Annotated in this window: 17 protein-coding genes; 3 read left to right on the forward strand and 14 right to left on the reverse strand. The window is 34.9% G+C overall.

Annotated features, from left to right (window positions below):
- Positions 1 to 39 precede the first annotated feature (39 nt).
- The 6 genes from ACS3UD_RS08895 to ACS3UD_RS08920 form a co-directional block, all read right to left on the reverse strand.
- Entirely contained in the window at positions 40 to 948 is a 909-nt protein-coding gene (locus ACS3UD_RS08895) for a DarT ssDNA thymidine ADP-ribosyltransferase family protein (RefSeq protein WP_308139957.1), read from the reverse strand.
- Positions 949 to 1124: 176 nt separating this feature from the next.
- Complete coding sequence (locus tag ACS3UD_RS08900; RefSeq protein ID WP_308139956.1) at positions 1125 to 2030, reverse strand: bifunctional enoyl-CoA hydratase/phosphate acetyltransferase; 906 nt, start codon at positions 2028 to 2030, stop codon at positions 1125 to 1127.
- A gap of 190 nt (positions 2031 to 2220) precedes the next feature.
- Positions 2221 to 4062, reverse strand: coding sequence for a heavy metal translocating P-type ATPase (locus tag ACS3UD_RS08905; protein WP_308139955.1), 1842 nt, complete (start codon positions 4060 to 4062; stop codon positions 2221 to 2223).
- Positions 4063 to 4071: 9 nt separating this feature from the next.
- Complete coding sequence (locus ACS3UD_RS08910; RefSeq protein WP_308139954.1) at positions 4072 to 4293, reverse strand: cation transporter; 222 nt, start codon at positions 4291 to 4293, stop codon at positions 4072 to 4074.
- Positions 4294 to 4313: 20 nt separating this feature from the next.
- Positions 4314 to 4682 carry an ArsR/SmtB family transcription factor gene (locus ACS3UD_RS08915; RefSeq protein WP_308139953.1) on the reverse strand — a complete coding sequence of 123 codons (369 nt, stop codon included), beginning with the start codon at positions 4680 to 4682 and terminating at the stop codon, positions 4314 to 4316.
- Between the two features lie 192 nt (positions 4683 to 4874).
- On the reverse strand, positions 4875 to 5171 hold the full coding sequence (locus ACS3UD_RS08920) for a hypothetical protein (RefSeq protein WP_308139952.1): 297 nt from the start codon (positions 5169 to 5171) through the stop codon (positions 4875 to 4877).
- Between the two features lie 316 nt (positions 5172 to 5487).
- Between ACS3UD_RS08920 and trxA the strand changes: the two genes are divergently transcribed.
- Entirely contained in the window at positions 5488 to 5796 is a 309-nt protein-coding gene (trxA, locus tag ACS3UD_RS08925; RefSeq protein WP_308139951.1) for a thioredoxin, read from the forward strand.
- Positions 5797 to 5901: 105 nt separating this feature from the next.
- Here trxA and ACS3UD_RS08930 read toward each other — a convergent pair whose 3' ends face one another.
- Positions 5902 to 6450, reverse strand: coding sequence for a gamma carbonic anhydrase family protein (locus ACS3UD_RS08930; RefSeq protein ID WP_308139950.1), 549 nt, complete (start codon positions 6448 to 6450; stop codon positions 5902 to 5904).
- Positions 6451 to 6603: 153 nt separating this feature from the next.
- On the opposite strand from ACS3UD_RS08930, the gene ACS3UD_RS08935 reads away from it, so the two are divergent.
- The gene (locus tag ACS3UD_RS08935; RefSeq protein WP_308139949.1) at positions 6604 to 7260 is read left to right on the forward strand and encodes a TraX family protein; all 657 of its coding nucleotides are present in this window, start codon (positions 6604 to 6606) and stop codon (positions 7258 to 7260) included.
- Positions 7261 to 7293: 33 nt separating this feature from the next.
- Here ACS3UD_RS08935 and ACS3UD_RS08940 read toward each other — a convergent pair whose 3' ends face one another.
- From ACS3UD_RS08940 to ACS3UD_RS08955, 4 genes are all read right to left on the reverse strand, one after another.
- A complete protein-coding gene (locus ACS3UD_RS08940; RefSeq protein ID WP_308139948.1) occupies positions 7294 to 8103 on the reverse strand; it encodes an RMD1 family protein in 810 nt (269 codons plus the stop codon).
- Between the two features lie 10 nt (positions 8104 to 8113).
- Positions 8114 to 8938: an RMD1 family protein gene (locus tag ACS3UD_RS08945; protein ID WP_308139947.1), complete on the reverse strand. Its 825-nt coding sequence runs from the start codon at positions 8936 to 8938 to the stop codon at positions 8114 to 8116.
- Positions 8939 to 9044: 106 nt separating this feature from the next.
- The gene (locus ACS3UD_RS08950; protein WP_308139946.1) at positions 9045 to 9305 is read right to left on the reverse strand and encodes a cysteine-rich small domain-containing protein; all 261 of its coding nucleotides are present in this window, start codon (positions 9303 to 9305) and stop codon (positions 9045 to 9047) included.
- A gap of 78 nt (positions 9306 to 9383) precedes the next feature.
- Positions 9384 to 10967 carry a putative bifunctional diguanylate cyclase/phosphodiesterase gene (locus tag ACS3UD_RS08955; protein ID WP_440977756.1) on the reverse strand — a complete coding sequence of 528 codons (1584 nt, stop codon included), beginning with the start codon at positions 10965 to 10967 and terminating at the stop codon, positions 9384 to 9386.
- A 272-nt stretch (positions 10968 to 11239) separates the two neighbouring features.
- Here ACS3UD_RS08955 and rsgA point away from each other — a divergent pair, with 272 nt between their 5' ends.
- Complete coding sequence (gene rsgA, locus ACS3UD_RS08960; RefSeq protein WP_308139944.1) at positions 11240 to 12307, forward strand: ribosome small subunit-dependent GTPase A; 1068 nt, start codon at positions 11240 to 11242, stop codon at positions 12305 to 12307.
- Between the two features lie 41 nt (positions 12308 to 12348).
- On the opposite strand, the gene ACS3UD_RS08965 is transcribed toward rsgA, so the two are convergent.
- The 3 genes from ACS3UD_RS08965 to ACS3UD_RS08975 form a co-directional block, all read right to left on the reverse strand.
- A complete protein-coding gene (locus tag ACS3UD_RS08965; RefSeq protein WP_308139943.1) occupies positions 12349 to 13422 on the reverse strand; it encodes a stalk domain-containing protein in 1074 nt (357 codons plus the stop codon).
- 153 nt (positions 13423 to 13575) lie between these two features.
- Positions 13576 to 15579: a sigma-54-dependent Fis family transcriptional regulator gene (locus ACS3UD_RS08970; protein ID WP_308139942.1), complete on the reverse strand. Its 2004-nt coding sequence runs from the start codon at positions 15577 to 15579 to the stop codon at positions 13576 to 13578.
- Between the two features lie 186 nt (positions 15580 to 15765).
- Complete coding sequence (locus ACS3UD_RS08975) at positions 15766 to 16665, reverse strand: hydroxymethylglutaryl-CoA lyase (protein WP_308139941.1); 900 nt, start codon at positions 16663 to 16665, stop codon at positions 15766 to 15768.

Below are 16665 nucleotides of genomic sequence, written 5' to 3' on the forward strand. Positions count from 1 at the left end.
TTTCATTTTCAATGTGATTATTTGGGAACTGTCTCTTACTTATCCTATTATTTCCTCTATGCACAACACCCCGTAAAACCAGAACTTGAATTTTACCGGAAGACATGGCAAGCAGTCTACCTCTACATGAAAATCCGTTTTATCTGTTCCCAGATAATTCACTTTTACTGCACGAAGCGGCCTGTCGTTTATATCATACAGTCTGTATTCATGCCTGTCATCATTCTTCACCGGATTACACGTACAGAAATGAAATATGAACACATTTCTGTCGCTTTGGCTGTTATACACAATATTGTAGTCTTTTACATAATTGCTGTCATGAAAAAACATATCAGGTTCAACGCGATACATATTATTCTTTCCGAAAAGATTGCATGCCCTTCTGTATTCTGTCGGACTTCTAAATATAACATTTTTCAGCCTTCTCAACGATACAGGCTCATCAATAAGAAGCTCAGCCTGCTTTCTGATGCTAAACAATTCATTAACTTTTCCTTTTAAGAATTTATCTACGCATCTTTTATCAAAAACGGTTTCCCAGTCAATATCATAATTAAAAAAATTATAATCTGTTCCATAAGAAGTATTTTTGTAGTCGGCATTTCCATCTGTATAAATTGCCAGGTCATGGCATATAATTTCTTCATCAAACAAAAGATACACGGGAATATCTAATTTTTGCATAACCTCATAGTTAGCTTTCTCCGTATAATAAAATCTTGCACATCCCCTTACTTTTCCCGGCACATCTTTGATTTTTTCTTCATGTGCAGCATCGTAAAATTCTATGTGATTTGCATGGCACAAATCCCTTCCGCACAAATACCCAATGCTTATAATTGAACTTAAGTTTGAAAAATCTGTAAAATGAAGCGGCCCTCTGAAACTGTACAGTTTTTTCAAATTTGTAACTGCCTCTCTGATTTTTTGACAGTCATCTCCCAAATGAATCCCTCCAATAGCAATCTATTGCTTATTAATATTTATATTAGAGCAGTCTTGCTTTATATGACTAAATATTAGTAAAAAATTGCTAAACAATCTTGTTTTAATAGTATATTAAAAACTGCCGTCATGTTGACGGCAGTAATCAGTAAAATTTTATTCATATTGAAGTTTAGTTATCTGACTGATGATGCAGACAGCACTAAGGACAAGTACTTTTCCTCGGAAGAAGATCCTCTTGATGTCAGTACAACAGGCACCTTAGCCCCCACGATCATACCTGCCATTTTTCCGCCTGCAAACTCAAGCAATACCTTACTCATAATATTTCCCGAAGTAATATCTGGCGATACAATAATATCAGCTTCTCCCGTTACCGGACTTTCATATCCTTTTATTCTGGCAGATTCTTTGTTGAAGGTTAAATCCACAGATATAGGCCCTTCAATTATGCAATTCTTAATTTCTCCGTTAAGGTTCATTTTTTTAAGTATATCCGCATCAACTGTCTCAGGCATTTTAGGGTTTACACTTTCAATGGCTGTTAATATTGCTACCTTAGGGCACTCATATCCCATAGCCAAAAATACATCAACTGCATTTTCTATAATCTGTTTCTTTTCCTCAGCATTAGGATACATCATCATTCCGCCGTCAGTTATTGCTATCAGCTTGTGATATGAAGGTACTTCTATTATAGCCACATGGGTCATAGCGTTACCTGTTCTTATCCCTTTCTCTTTATTAACAACCGCCTTCAGTAAATCTGCAGTTTGTAATTTGCCCTTCATAATGAAATCCGCTTTATTTTCATTAATTAATTCAACCGCTTTTTCTGCAGCTTCTGCATCACTCTCAGTATTGATTATTATTTTCTCATCGAATTCAACAGAAATATCCTTAAGTATCTTTATTATTTCATCTTTCTTACCTACAAGTACAGGTTCAACCAATTTATCGCTCACAGCTCTAAATACAGCCTCCAATGTATGCTTGTCATGGGCTGCTGCCACTGCAACTTTCTTTATTGAATTGCTGTTTCGAACCTTTTCAACCAGTTCCTTAAAATTTTTCAACTCCATGGTACCCTCCTAATAATTGGTTTATCATTAATAGTGTCATTATATCTAAGTGCAAGCTGCGAATAGGCTTAATTTACACTGATACAATAATTCGTTTTATTTATTATACCATAATATCAGTTTGCTTCATAACGTTTTCTAAGCAACATAATAAAAAACATGCATGATTCATATACATGCATGTTTTTTATTAATAAATGTTTCTGACATTCAGTGCTCTAAAGGAATTCAGTATCGCAATAAAAGCGACTCCAACATCTGCGAATACAGCAGCCCACATTGTTGCAAAACCTACAGCACTTAATAAAAGTATCAATACTTTCACACCTATGGCAAAGATAATATTCTGATAGGCTATTGCCAAAGTTTTGCGTGAAATTTTAATTGCAGATACTATCTTTGATGGTTCATCGGTCATTATTACTATATCTGCAGCTTCAATAGCTGCATCTGATCCCAGACCTCCCATAGCTATTCCTATATCTGCCCTTGCAAGAACAGGAGCATCATTTATTCCATCTCCCACAAAAGCCAGCTTTCCTCTCGGTGATTTTTGGTTTATAAGCTCTTCCACCTTATCTACCTTATCTCCAGGAAGAAGCTCTGAATAAACTTTACCCACACCTATCCGACCGGCAACACTATCACCTGCAGCCTTGCTGTCACCAGTAAGCATAACTATGTTATTAATGCCCTCTTTCCTCAGCATGTTGACAGCCTTTGCCGAATCATCTTTTTCCTCATCTGCGATGAGTATATATCCTGCATAGTTCCCGTCAACAGCTACATGAACTACAGTGCCAATTAACTCTCCTTCGTAATAAGAAATGCCATTTTCTTTCATCAGCCTTCCGTTTCCGGCGAGAATGTTTCTTCCCTCGACATTTGCAAATACACCTTGTCCTAAAACCTCCACAACATCGGATATTTTATCGCTATCGATTTCATCTCCAAAGGCACGTTTTATGGATGAAGAAATCGGGTGGTTTGAATAGTCCTCAGCATACGCTGCGAACTTCAGCAGTTCCCGCTCAGAGATATTCTCAGCATAAACTTCCTGTACCTCAAACACTCCCTTGGTCAATGTACCTGTTTTATCAAATACTACTATTTCAGTTTTTGCCAATGCCTCCAGGTAGTTGCTACCCTTTATTAAAATTCCCTTTTTAGATGCCCCGCCAATTCCGCCGAAAAAGCTAAGCGGTACCGAAATAACCAATGCACACGGGCAGGATACAACCAAAAATGATAATGCCCTATATATCCATGTACTGAACAAAGCCCCTTTAATTATCAAAGGCGGCACAACAGCAAGGAGCGCGGCTATTATAACAACTGAAGGTGTATAATATCTGGCAAACTTGGTGATAAACCTTTCAGATTTTGACTTTTTACTCCCGGCATTTTCAACAAGGTCAAGTATCTTACTCACTGTTGATTCCTCAAATTCCTTCGTGACCTTAGCTGTAATAACTCCGTTAATATTAATGCATCCACTTAAAAGATTGCTGCCGACTGTAACCTCTCTAGGAACAGACTCACCTGTCAATGCTGAAGTATCTAACATAGAACTACCCTCTGTCACTATACCGTCAAGCGGAACCTTTTCTCCTGCTTTCACAACAATTACATCTCCAACTTTAACATCATCCGGGTTTTTCTTTATCAGTTCATCATTTATCTTCACATTTGCATAATCGGGGCGGATATCCATTAAACTTGCAATGGATTTTCTAGATTGTCCCACAGCATAACTCTGAAACGCTTCTCCCACTTGGTAGAACAGCATAACTGCCACTCCTTCGGGGGCCTCTCCTATAAGAAATGCTCCAATTGAAGCTATTGACATCAGGAAGTTTTCATCAAATACATCTCCTCTGATAATATTTCTTACAGCTCTCTCGACAACATCACCACCGGCTAAAATAAAACTCAAAACAAACAATGACATTTTTAGAATTTCATGTTGCACAGCCAACGCTGCTATAAACAAAGCAAAAGCTATTATCAGTCTCCAAATCCTTTTTTTCATACTTACTCCTTATGCTGTTTTAAATCTAACTTCAGGTTCATATTTATTTACTATTTTTTCAGCCATAATTGCTATTTGCGACATCATATCCTCAGCGCCCTCTACTATGAGTTTTTCTGTCATTAAATTTATAGATGCGCTTTCAACTCCTTCAAGTTTTGTAATATCTCTTTCAATTTTTGCTGCACAGTTTGCACAATTCAATCCTTCAAGCATAAACTTCTTCCTCATTATCTTCCTCCAAAAAATTATTACTGCATATATTTTTCGTTAATATGTTCCATACCAGTTTCAAATATTTCTCTTACGTGATCATCTTTGAGTGAATAATATATAACCTTTCCTTCTCTTCTGAACTTTACAAGATCTGCCTGTCTCAGTGTTTTAAGCTGGTGTGATATAGCGGATTTCGTCATATTTAGAAGTACAGCTATATCGCATACACACATTTCATCTTGATCCAAAGCCCATATAATTTTAACTCTGGTGGAATCGCCCAAGACCTTGAAAAAATCTGATAAGTCATACAAATCATTTTCATTAGGCATTTTCTTCCTTACTTTTTCAACTACATCTGCATGTATAACATCACAATCACTGCTTAACTCTTCTATGTTCAATTTGCTCCTCCTTTAGTTGTTTAATTGTTCAACCGTTTAATCAATTATAGTTGTTCAATCATTCAATTGTCAATATATATTTTATTACAAATAATTAATAGTGACTCATATTAAATCAAAACCCGGCAAACATACGATGGTCTTACCATCATAATGTAATGCCGGGTTTACTAGTTCTAATGCTAAGCTATGTTATTCCGAATCCGTTCCGTGGGAAAAATCTATTATCTCCGACTGCGAAAGAATTGCACCGGTATCAGAAAATTCCACAATTTCATCATCTTCTGCACCTTCTCCCGCCGGCATTTCATCCGGACTCGGACTTGAAGTATCGTCAGATGGATCATCAATTCCCATGCTGCCATTTTTATCTACTATCCAGTACCTGCTGAACGGCGCAATTTTTCCTTCAACCAGATCGTACTTTTCTATAAGTTTTTCATCAATAGACTGAAGCCCATGCTCCGTCTTCAAAAATAATTCCTTCATTTATTCCTCCGCAATAGAATATATAACTAGTATTGCCAAAAAATTTAAAAAAATTAATTTTAATGTGTTGACCAAATCACTGTTCAGCTCAACAGTAAATTTATAATCCTATCAGATTTTAAAAAGCATTTAATTAGTAATGCGTGAAAAGCAGTCAGCACCTGCATATTCCACCACAAGTTAATATATTATCTATATAATTGAAAGCTCTATTTACTGACTTTTTTCAGACAGCTTGGACAGTGACTAAGTTACTGTTATATTGTTAATACCTGCTATAATAAAACCATAATAAATATTTAAGGAGATTAATAATATGAGCACAGTTAAAATAACTAAATCAAATTTTGAGCAAGAAGTTATAAAATCAGATAAACCGGTACTATTGGACTTTTGGGCGAGCTGGTGCATGCCTTGTAAAATGATTTCCCCCGTAGTGGATGAGATAGCAAATGAAGTGCCAAATGTAAAGGTTGGAAAAGTCAACATAGATGAACAGCCCGAGCTTGCTACAGCTTTCAACGTAATGAGCATACCTACTCTGGCTGTTATGAAAGATGGTAAGATTGTAAAAACTATGGTAGGTGTAAGGCCTAAGGCGTCAATAATGAAAATGCTGGCATAAATTTTCGGCACATGTAGAGATTATAAAAAATAGCATAACTCCTATAGTTAACTACCCCTAAAGTTAAAGAACGTAAAAAAAAGGCAGTCTCCTAACTGCCTTTTTTTATACTATTTGTTCACCATTATATATTTCGCCGCCAGCTTCCGGCATGACCCCGTATCTTATTGACCATAGAGTTTTATATTTTACCGCCTGTGCATGCAAGCGGTCCGTGTTTTCAGGGAGTTTCTTAATAATTTTTCCCGGCACGCCCGCAACCATTGAAAATGGAGGTATAATCTCGTGTTCTTTAACTACTGCTCCTGCAGCAATAATGCTGCCTCTTCCTATTACGGCACCGTTTAAAATAATTGCCCCCATCCCTATGAGACAGTGATCTTCAATAGTGCAGCCATGGACATTTGCTCCATGCCCAACTGTTACAAAATCTCCTATGACAGTTGGTTCTGTATCATCAACATGCACTATTGCATTATCCTGAATATTCGTATATCTTCCTATAGTAATTGTATTAATATCGCCTCTTGCAACTGCATTATACCATACACTACTATATTCCTTCATTATTACATTGCCAATAAGTTGTGCACCTTCCGCTACGTATGTCTTTTCATCAATAATCGGAAGTATTCCTTCAAATTCTTTAATCATATGTACCTCTCAGATAAAATATTATGCGCTATTATTATATCACAAATTAAAATAGTTTTGTTATTATTATTGAATTATTACATTATCGTTTAAACTCTTGTATTAATTGAATATCCCTTATATAATTAGTTATATTTATTTTCGGAGAATGATATGAATGTATTTGCATTAAAAATAATTGCCCTTGTTACTATGATTATAGATCATTACGGAGCAATCTTTCAAGAAGATATGATGATTTTTAGAATGATAGGTAGAATTGCTTTTCCTATTTATTGCTTTCTGTTAGTAGAAGGCTATTTTCACACAAGCAATTTCAAAAAATATGCACAGAGACTTTTATTATTTGCACTGATTTCTGAAATACCTTTTGATTTGGCTTTTTTTAATCAGGTAGGATTTGTTCATCAAAATATATTTTTCACTTTGTTCATAGGTTTAATTACCATTTACATATTGGATAATAAGGTGGAAAGATTTAAATTCAACAACACTGCGGTAATTATATCTGCCTGTATTCTGGCGGTGTTGCTAAAAGTCGATTACGATGCAATGGGTATTGTATATATTCTCACTTTCTATTTCACCAGAAATCAAGAAAAACCAAAAAAATTTATTATTACCTCAATAGTGATGATAATAGTAAATTTTTCTTCCGTTTTTATTCAACAACTGTCTCTTCTGGCGTTACCTTTTATCTATAAATATAATGGATCTCTCGGGGCGAAAAATAAATTTTTACAAATATCGTTTTATGCGGTGTACCCTCTCCATTTGCTGATTTACTATGCTGCAAAGTTGTACCTATGATCCTTTATGGCACGGTAATAACATTAAATAAAGCTATCCTATAAAATACATAATTGGAAACAATGCCAAAAGTATTATTTCAAATATCAGTAATCTCTTTTCCGACTGGTTATGCTTAAAGTTGAAATATTCCTCAGTTATAGAGTCCAATACTTCCATCCTGTTAAGCATATCCAAATATCTGTCATCAAGTTCAAAAGATTTACTTACAATGTTAAACAGATTTCGAGTTTCTATTGTTTTAGAAAATTCAGGCGGTCTGTCAAGAAGTCTTACGCTTTCAATAGTTCTGTATTTAAACCGGGTGCATTGAGCAATAGTAGATATAACATTTCTCGAATTTGCTATCAGCCTTCCTTTATTTAAGTAATTTATCAGCTTTTCTGCATCATCCAGGACCTTATTAAGTTCAGCTTCGATTTTATGTATTTCTGTTGATTTAGCCTGCACTGTTGAGATTATATCAAGCATAATACCGCTAAATTCGTAGTTTTCCTCCACTCCATCCAAATTTACCATACTGTTATCAGATACGTTCAACACATATGTATCAGTAAATTTTGAAAGCATCGTATTATCAATATCTACATATATTTTAGACAGATACTCAAAAAAATAAAATATTTCATGATGCTTAAAATTAACAAATGTTATGCATCCATATTTGTACAAATAAACATATTTGTCCTTGATACTGTACATAAATACTTTCTCAAGTTCACTGCTCCCAATTTTAATAAATTCTTTCCATCCGGCATCCTGCTTAAAATTAAAATGTGAAGCAACCTGAATAAGCGAAATTCTTGCGGCAACTTTAAATGTGTTAAGTATTTTTACATTCATAAGCCTCACCTTACCTGAACAAATCAAGAAACATCAGGATAACTTCTATAACTATTAAAATAATTATAATCCATTCTAAAAAGAGTCCGCGTATAGAACTGCTTATATCAGCGAGCCCATCAACAATGCTTTTAAGAATTTCCGTCTTGTTTTTAATTACTTCATATCTGTCGTTCAATTCAAAAAAATCAGACATCTGTTCGTAAAACAGCGCTGCATTGCTGTTAATCCAAGTAATGTCAGGCTTATCAAGTATCATTATATATGCAATTGTATTGTATTCATGTCTTACTATTCGAGATATAGTCTTAGCAAGCTCTTTATTCCCTATATTCAGCTTTCCCTTTTCCAGATTATCAATTTTAATTTCGATATTGTCAAGAATTTTCCCCAGCTGCTCTTCAATTCTTTCCAAGGCTACTGATTTTGCAATTACAATGGCAATAAGCTCAGGATAAAACAGCTCATTATGCGGAACCTGAACATATTCATCTGTGCATTCTAATTCTTCTCCCTCAGTTAAATGCAGAGCATAGTCATCCTTAAATTTTTCATAATGCTCAATGTCTATATCAGTCTTAATTTTTTTAATATATTTCATAAAAATTTCGGTGTGCTTTTTATCGGAGTTAATAAATACTATGCTACCGAATGAAAAAACTAAAATCATTTCATTTTCATAGGCTTGCTCGCCTATTACCATTTCCAGAACTGAGTCCTGAAGCATAAGCGGTTCTTCCCATGTATATTTTTTCTTTATATTACATTCAACAGCTATCTTATTAAGTTCTATTTCATTAGTTACTGCATAAGTTTTAAAGCTCAAATCATTCATAATAACCACCGCTCATTTTTTATATCATATGTAATTTTAGCCTTATTAATCATATATTTAATTATTGCCAATCAGTTTCTATCTTTTCTAACAGTGTTAATAACAATTAAAAATCACTTCCTCTTTTAATAACCTCCTTCATCTTTGCCATAATCCTTTCATAGCTTCCTTTCGAATGTGGGACAAGGCAGTTTGTGCAGTCCTTTATGCCATGATTCACAACATAATTTCCTCCACATTCATCTTTAAGCATGTACAATGGACAATAGCAAAAAAGACAGTTAAAGCTTTCCTCATCGGAAGTTTTATGGCACGGAAAATATTCGCATTTGGTGTTTTGGAAAAATTTATAATTTTCTGTTTTCAATTTAATCTCCTAATTTAGTTTTACTACATTGTATCATAATTGCAAATTTTTTTAAATATTACATAAAATCAAACCACTTTATTTTTGCTCGAATTTCTCCGTCAACAGCTCATTTAGTTCATCAATATACATCGGGCGCCCTAAATAGTACCCTTGCCCGCATTCACATTCTATAGTTCTAAGATAATCATACTGTTCAATTGTTTCTATCCCTTCTGCTATAACTCTGATACCCAAGTCATGCGCAAGAGATACTATAAATTTAATTATTGATATGTCTTTTTTATCACCGTTTCCTATATAACTCTTATCAAGCTTAACAATATCAATCGGAAGCCTCCTTAAATATGTCAGGGAAGAATATCCTGTTCCAAAATCGTCCAATGCAATTTTTAAACCTTTTGCTTTTAATATATTTAATCTTTCTATTGCTGTATCAATATGTGTAATTGCCGCTGTTTCGGTTATTTCTATAACAATATTTGAATAGTCCACATCGTAGTCAGAAAATATTTCTTCTATTTGTCTGAAACTTGAATTACTTATAAGTGATTTTCCGGACAGGTTTAGTGATAATTCTAAATCATTCAGGCCCTGTTCTTCCCATTTTTTCTTCTGAATTAATACATTCTTTATTATGCGCCTCTCCAACTCATATATCTGTCCTGTTATTTCTGCTACTGGAATAAAATCCGCCGGAGAAATATAACCTTCCTGAGGGTGATTCCACCTTACAAGTGCTTCTGTGCCTATTATATCTCCTGTGCTCAGCTGTACCTGAGGTTGGTAATTCAGTTCAAATTCATTGCAATCCAAGCCCTTTTGCAATTTATTTGCCATCTGTATATGCCATATCGTCTCGTAATGAATATCTTCCTCATAAAAAAACATCTTGTTTTTTCCTTCTTTTTTTGCTGCATACATTGCTATGTCAGAATGCTTAAGCAACGTGTCAAAATCGTAGCCGTCATCTGGATATACCGCAATACCTATGCTCATGGATATATAAAATTCCCTGCTGCCTGAATTCCAAGTGTTTCCTATACTGTTTTTTATATTTTCCAATCTGTTAAGCAATATATCCTTGGTTTCAAAACTTCTTATTAATATTGCAAATTCATCTCCTCCAAGTCTTGCTACCATATCCGGTGCCTTTATTTCTTTTGACATTTTGTGTGCCATAAATTTTAGGAAATCATCTCCTATGTAATGTCCCAATGTATCATTTATGTATTTAAAGTTATCTATATCTAAAAATGCAATCGCAAACTTCTGCCTTGAACTACTGACAAGATTTTTAATTTTGCTTACAAACATAGCTCTGTTTGGCAATCCAGTCAAAGTGTCATAATACGCCATATGCCTCAATTCTCTTATCGCCTTGGATGATTCTCCTGTTGCATTTATTATTCTTTTCTCCCTTTTATTTATTAAAATATACACTATTATCATTGTAAGAAAGATAAAAATCCAGCCTTTATATGTCTGTAAATTTTTATATATTTCGAAATCACCAGCAAAAACTTCAAGAACAGAATCTGACAAAACAACCCAAAGCGATCCAAATATCCCATACTTCAGCACAATAGCAATTGATTGGTTGCGAAAAAAATAATTTATCATACGTTTGCACAAATGTCTTGAACAGCACTTAGTTTTCAAAATTCCAGCTCCCATCCTCTTTTTATGTTATAAGTACCCTGCAATTTTTATTTTAAACTGCTAAAGGAGTGTTTATAAACAATTTATGCTTTTTTCAAGGATTTTATTGAATTTAATTACGTTTTATTATAAAATATTCTTACAAATATCTCACAAGAAGGGAGTGTTGCATTATGATTTTTGCATTAATAGAAAATTCAACAGAAAACCCGGAGGTATATAAACTATAATCCTATGCCTCCGTATAATCACTTACATTTCAGGAGGATGCATTGAATAAAATTAATATGGAAGATTACGGACTCAACGAAAGGTTTGTTAATGAGTCTCGTATGCATGAGAACTTAACTGTTGGTAGAATTGCTTCTCAAGACAAGGGACTGTACAGAGTAATTACAGAAAAAGGAGAAAAAAAAGCACAAATTTCAGGAAAATTTCGTCATAATGCTTTTAGTATTTCTGATTATCCTGCCGTAGGAGATTTTGTTATGCTCGATGAAATTGATGACGGTAATTCAATCATACACCATGTTCTAACAAGGAAAAGTTCATTTACAAGAAAAGCTGCCGGCACGTCCTGCGACAGTCAGGTCGTTGCAGCAAATATCGATTTAGTCTTTATATGTATGAGTCTTAATAATGATTTCAATCTACGAAGACTCGAACGATATATAGGAGTTGCATGGGATGGAGGCGCAACGCCTGTAGTAGTCCTAACAAAATCAGACCTGTGCGATAATTTGGGAGATATATTACCCCAGCTGGAAACAGTGGCGCTGGGTGTGGATATAATAGTAACATCAAGTATGACCGAGGACGGATTAGCAGCAGTAAGAGCATGTATAAAAAATGGAATGACTGTTGCCTTTATAGGCTCTTCAGGCGTCGGAAAGTCTACACTTGTCAATAAACTTGCAGGGGAAAATCTATTTGCTACGCAAGGCATACGCGGAGATGATAAAGGCAGGCATACAACCACAAAAAGAGAGCTGATTGCTCTTAAGTCAGGCGGTGCCGTAATAGATACACCCGGAATGAGAGAACTGGGAATTGAAAGCACTGATTTGTCCAAAACATTTTCGGATATTGACGAACTTTCCACCGGCTGCAGGTTTAATGACTGCACACATACAAAGGAACCGGGATGTGCCGTAAAAGAAGCAATAAAAAACGGCACGCTTTCGGAAAGCAGACTTTTAAACTATTTCAAGTTAAAAAAAGAAGCAAACTATGAGGGCCTGACGTCAAAGCAAATAGAAGAAAAAAAGGTCAAGGAAATGTTTAAAGATTTCGGCGGAATAAAAAACGCCAAAAAATATATAAAAAACAAAAAAAAATGAAAAATTCCGGAACATGTTTCCGGAATTTTTATTTACTTATATTACTCTGCTATATAGTCTATTGTTGTATCTATTCCTATTGTCATGGTTTCACCGTCCCATGTTATGCCAATATTGAATGATTGTGCAATGTCTCTTAATTTAAAATAATTGTTATTATTAATATTATAAGCTGTAAGTTTAACTTCTTCACCATCTTTATAAATTTTTGCGGTATTGAGGGTTCCTGTCTTTTCCTGACTGTTTCCACTGGACATCTCTCCTCCGACTGTAGTATACGGTTTGTTCGAAACTAAATTAATTGCATTTTTTTCACTGTTCCATTCAACTTCAAATTGTTTTTCTGTACCGTTTATTGCTGTAGCAAGATCTCTGAGCTTGAAATAATTATTACCGTCTATATTATATGCTTCAAAGGAAACCTCTTCTCCGTTTACAAGAACCTTGGAACTTGTAGGCAGTGCAGATACACTGGCAGGAATTTCAGGTTCAGCAGTTTCAGTAGCTTCAGTAGCTTCTTCAGGTGCATTCTGAGTCTCAGACTCGCCAACAACTTTAATAAAAGCTGAGGCCTGTCCGGCAATTGCCTCTTCTCTGAAAAGAACAAAGTAATCACCTGGTTCTGTTAATTCAACACTGCACCCCGGAAGGTACATAGGAAACTCAGCATCATAGTTTTCAAGCTCTGATACGTCTACGGTTTTTTCATCTACTTCTCCAGATTCATCAGCAACAAAAATAACGGCTTTTCCAAATAGAGGGAGCTTGTCCTCATCATAATATTCATATGTATTTTCAGCCGTTGAAGTTAATTTATAAATATCAAATATAACTCCTCCTTCCGCCAGCAGAGTAACAGTTGAAGAAGGGTTAACTATAAGTCCTTCATCTATAAATTCGTCAATCTCTTTTACATCGAATGTGTTGATAACATTTGTTACAGAAAAATGAGCCGGCAAAACAGATATCTCTTCTTCTGTCATATAGCTCCAATCATCCCTGTAGCCTTTCACTTCAACTGTTTCAGTCTCAGCGGCAAATGCAGAGGCCCCCATCGCCAGTAACATGGCAGCTACTAACAATAATGTCGTACCTCTCTTAAAAAATGTTTTCATATTGTTTTTCTCCTCTTAAGCAAAAAATTTAATCTCCACAAAAAGTAAAATGAAGAATATATTATATATTATTACATATTTTTCATCATTTGTATACAAGATTTTACAATTATCGCTATTTCATAACATTTAATGCTTGGAGAGAATTTATAATTACACATTTATTTTGTATTTTTTCATTTTTCTCCACAATGTTGTCCTGCTTATACCCAGCTCATCTGCCGCCTTTTGTATTGACAGCTCATTACAAATAAGAGCATCCGTTATTTTTTCTATCTCCCATTTATTCAGATCATTTGCTACCAGCCCTTTTGGTGAATTGTCATCTTTTGAAGGGTAAACCTCACCACCGCCTCTTTGATCTATGGCAAGTACATCTATTATTAACTGATTAAAATTATATTGGCTTCCGTGATATTTCAACAAAACACAAACTCTCTCAATAAAGTTTTGCAATTCTCTTATATTGCCGTACCATTTATGCTCTTTAACCCTGTCCATTATCTGATAAAAAGCATCTACAAACTCGATTTGTTCTTTGCCCATATTTTTTTCAAAAAAGAATTTGCTCAAAAGGAGTATATCTCCATCTCTGTCTCTTAATGGAGGAATATTTAGGTTCAGCACTCCTATTCTGTAATATAAATCCTCCCTGAATGCATTAGCTTTTATTGAGTCAATTAAATCCCTATTTGTTGCCGTTATTACTCTTACATCCACAGGCATTTTTTTCAGTGATCCGACCTTTCTTATTTCTTTTTCCTGCAGCACTCTCAGAAGCTGTGCCTGAATCTCAATCGGAATTTCTCCAATTTCATCCAAGAATATGGTTCCCTTGTGAGCCAATTCAAAAAGCCCTATCTTCCCGCCCTTTACAGCCCCTGTAAATGCACCTTCTACATAACCGAACAGTTCCGACTCCAAAAGATTCGATGATAAAGATGCACAGTTTATTGCAACAAAAGGTCCATTCTTTCTTTTGCTTAAATTGTGAATACTTTGGGCAAAAAGCTCTTTTCCCGTACCTGTTTCTCCTCTTATTAGAACCGTGGAATCTGAAGATGCGTAGCTTTTTGCTATAGATATTGCACTCTTTAGTTTCTTAGATTCGCCCTTAATATCTTTAAAATTATATTTTGCAACCAGTCCTTTTTCATGAAGGCTTCTTCTTATCTTGTTTTCATTTTCCTGAATTACCTTCACATCCTGAAATGTGGCAACTACACCTTTAACATCGTCGTTTACTATTATCGGTATCCTGTTTGTAGAAACCATAGTTCCGTTAATATTCATAAGCTGATTTAGTTCTTTTTCTCTCGATTCAAGAGCCTGTATCATGTCAGTATTTCGTATAATTTGCTTTATGTTTTTGCCCACTGCATATCCCGGGCTTACGTTAATTATATTTTCTGCTATTGAGTTTATCACGTCTATTGTGCCTTTTTCATCCACGGCAATTATAGCATCATGGGTGAAATTAAGGACTGCCTTGTATCTTTCAAGCTGAATTTTCAACTCGTTTTGCTTTTTTAATTCTTCCTTTTGTATTTCTAAAATTTGTTTTGCTGTATCAATTGCATTGTTTATCGTAGCCTCTGAATTTTCTAGGGTAATATGCCTGAGTTTATACTTATCTGCATATTTTTGTGTCATAACACCACCGATCCCCAAAACGGACCCTTCTTCAATGGCTTGCTCTACAACTATTTTACAGTCACTGTCATTCTTAAAGGTATAAAATCTGGCGTCAATATGGAGCATTCTGCATATGCTCTTAACATCTTCTGCCATCTCATCATATGAAAAAAAAGCTATAATCCCTTTTTCCTTCTCAGCAATCTCTATAGCTTCAATGTAATCTGACAATAATACATTTATGGCGATTACGGGAATATTTAACTTAGTTTCTCTAAATGCTGCAGCCGTTCCTTTCCTGCTTATTAATACCATAGCCCCTTCGTTTACAAGATTTTTAGCCATTCTAACAGCATCATGAAGAACATCCTCCTTTGAAGCAGGCACAAATACATTAATGTCTTCATTTCTTTGCTTAATTATTTTCATAGTTCTCTGAGCAAGCTGCACAGTTGGTGCTATCATCGTAATTTCAGTAACCTTCTTGTTTTGTTTAGTCAGGTTCTTTTCCAATTGTATCAATCAAAAAACATCCTTTCATTTTTTGTAAAATATTTATCAGCATAAGCTGGTTCAGATTTTGTTAATCATAAAAATTATAATAATATTATACCATATGCACCAAAATATATAAGCCCTATCATTTTTTTCGTTTTTTACCAAAACAAGAAAATTGCGGATATTTATCTTTAATATCCGCAATTTATATTAGTTAATGCATTGTGTTCCTTTTTGTATATTTACAAGGTGTCCGCTAAAGTTTCCGGATATGATGCTTTTTTCATATTTTGCAGCTTCAATAAGTTTATCCACATCAATTCCAGTTTCATATCCCATGTCACTCAGCATGTATGCCAAATCTTCTGTTGCTGTATTTCCTGAAGCTCCCGGTGCAAAAGGGCAGCCTCCCAATCCGCCAAGAGTAGATTGAACCTTTGTTATCCCTGATTCAATAGCAGTCAATGTATTAACCATACCCATATTTCTTGTGTCATGAATATGCACTTGAAATTCTATTTCGGGAAATTTTTTTACTGCTGCTGTTACAATTTCTCTTACCTGCTTCGGATTGGCAATTCCAATTGTATCAGCCAAAGACATTTCCTTTACACCCATTTTTGCAATCCGGTCTAAAAACCTTAGAACCGTATCAGTTGAATACTTGCCTTCAAACGGGCATCCAAATGTTGTGGCAACATCTACGCAGACATCTAAATCCTTGTAGTTGTCCATGATTGTCTTTAACTCAGCAAATGATTCGTCATGAGTTCTATTTATGTTTGCTTTATTGTGACTTGCACTCAGCGATACCACATATGATACTTTTCTAAGCCCTAATTCATAAGCTTTTCTTGCACCATACAGATTTGGTACTAATGCAAAAAAATCATATGCCGGATATTTTTCCAACAGTATTTTTGATATTTCTCCCGCATCTCTAAGCTGAGGGATTGCTTTAGGACTTACAAAGGACGTATGCTGCATTGACTTAACACCCGCCTCAATCAAATCATCAATAACTTTAAGCTTCGTCTCCACAGGTATATAGTCCTTAAGATTTTGAAATCCATCTCTTGGCCCTACTTCTACAATTTGTACTTTATTCAT

The sequence above is a fragment of the Sedimentibacter sp. LTW-03 genome (assembly GCF_052059825.1).
Lineage (GTDB): Bacteria > Bacillota > Clostridia > Tissierellales > Sedimentibacteraceae > Sedimentibacter.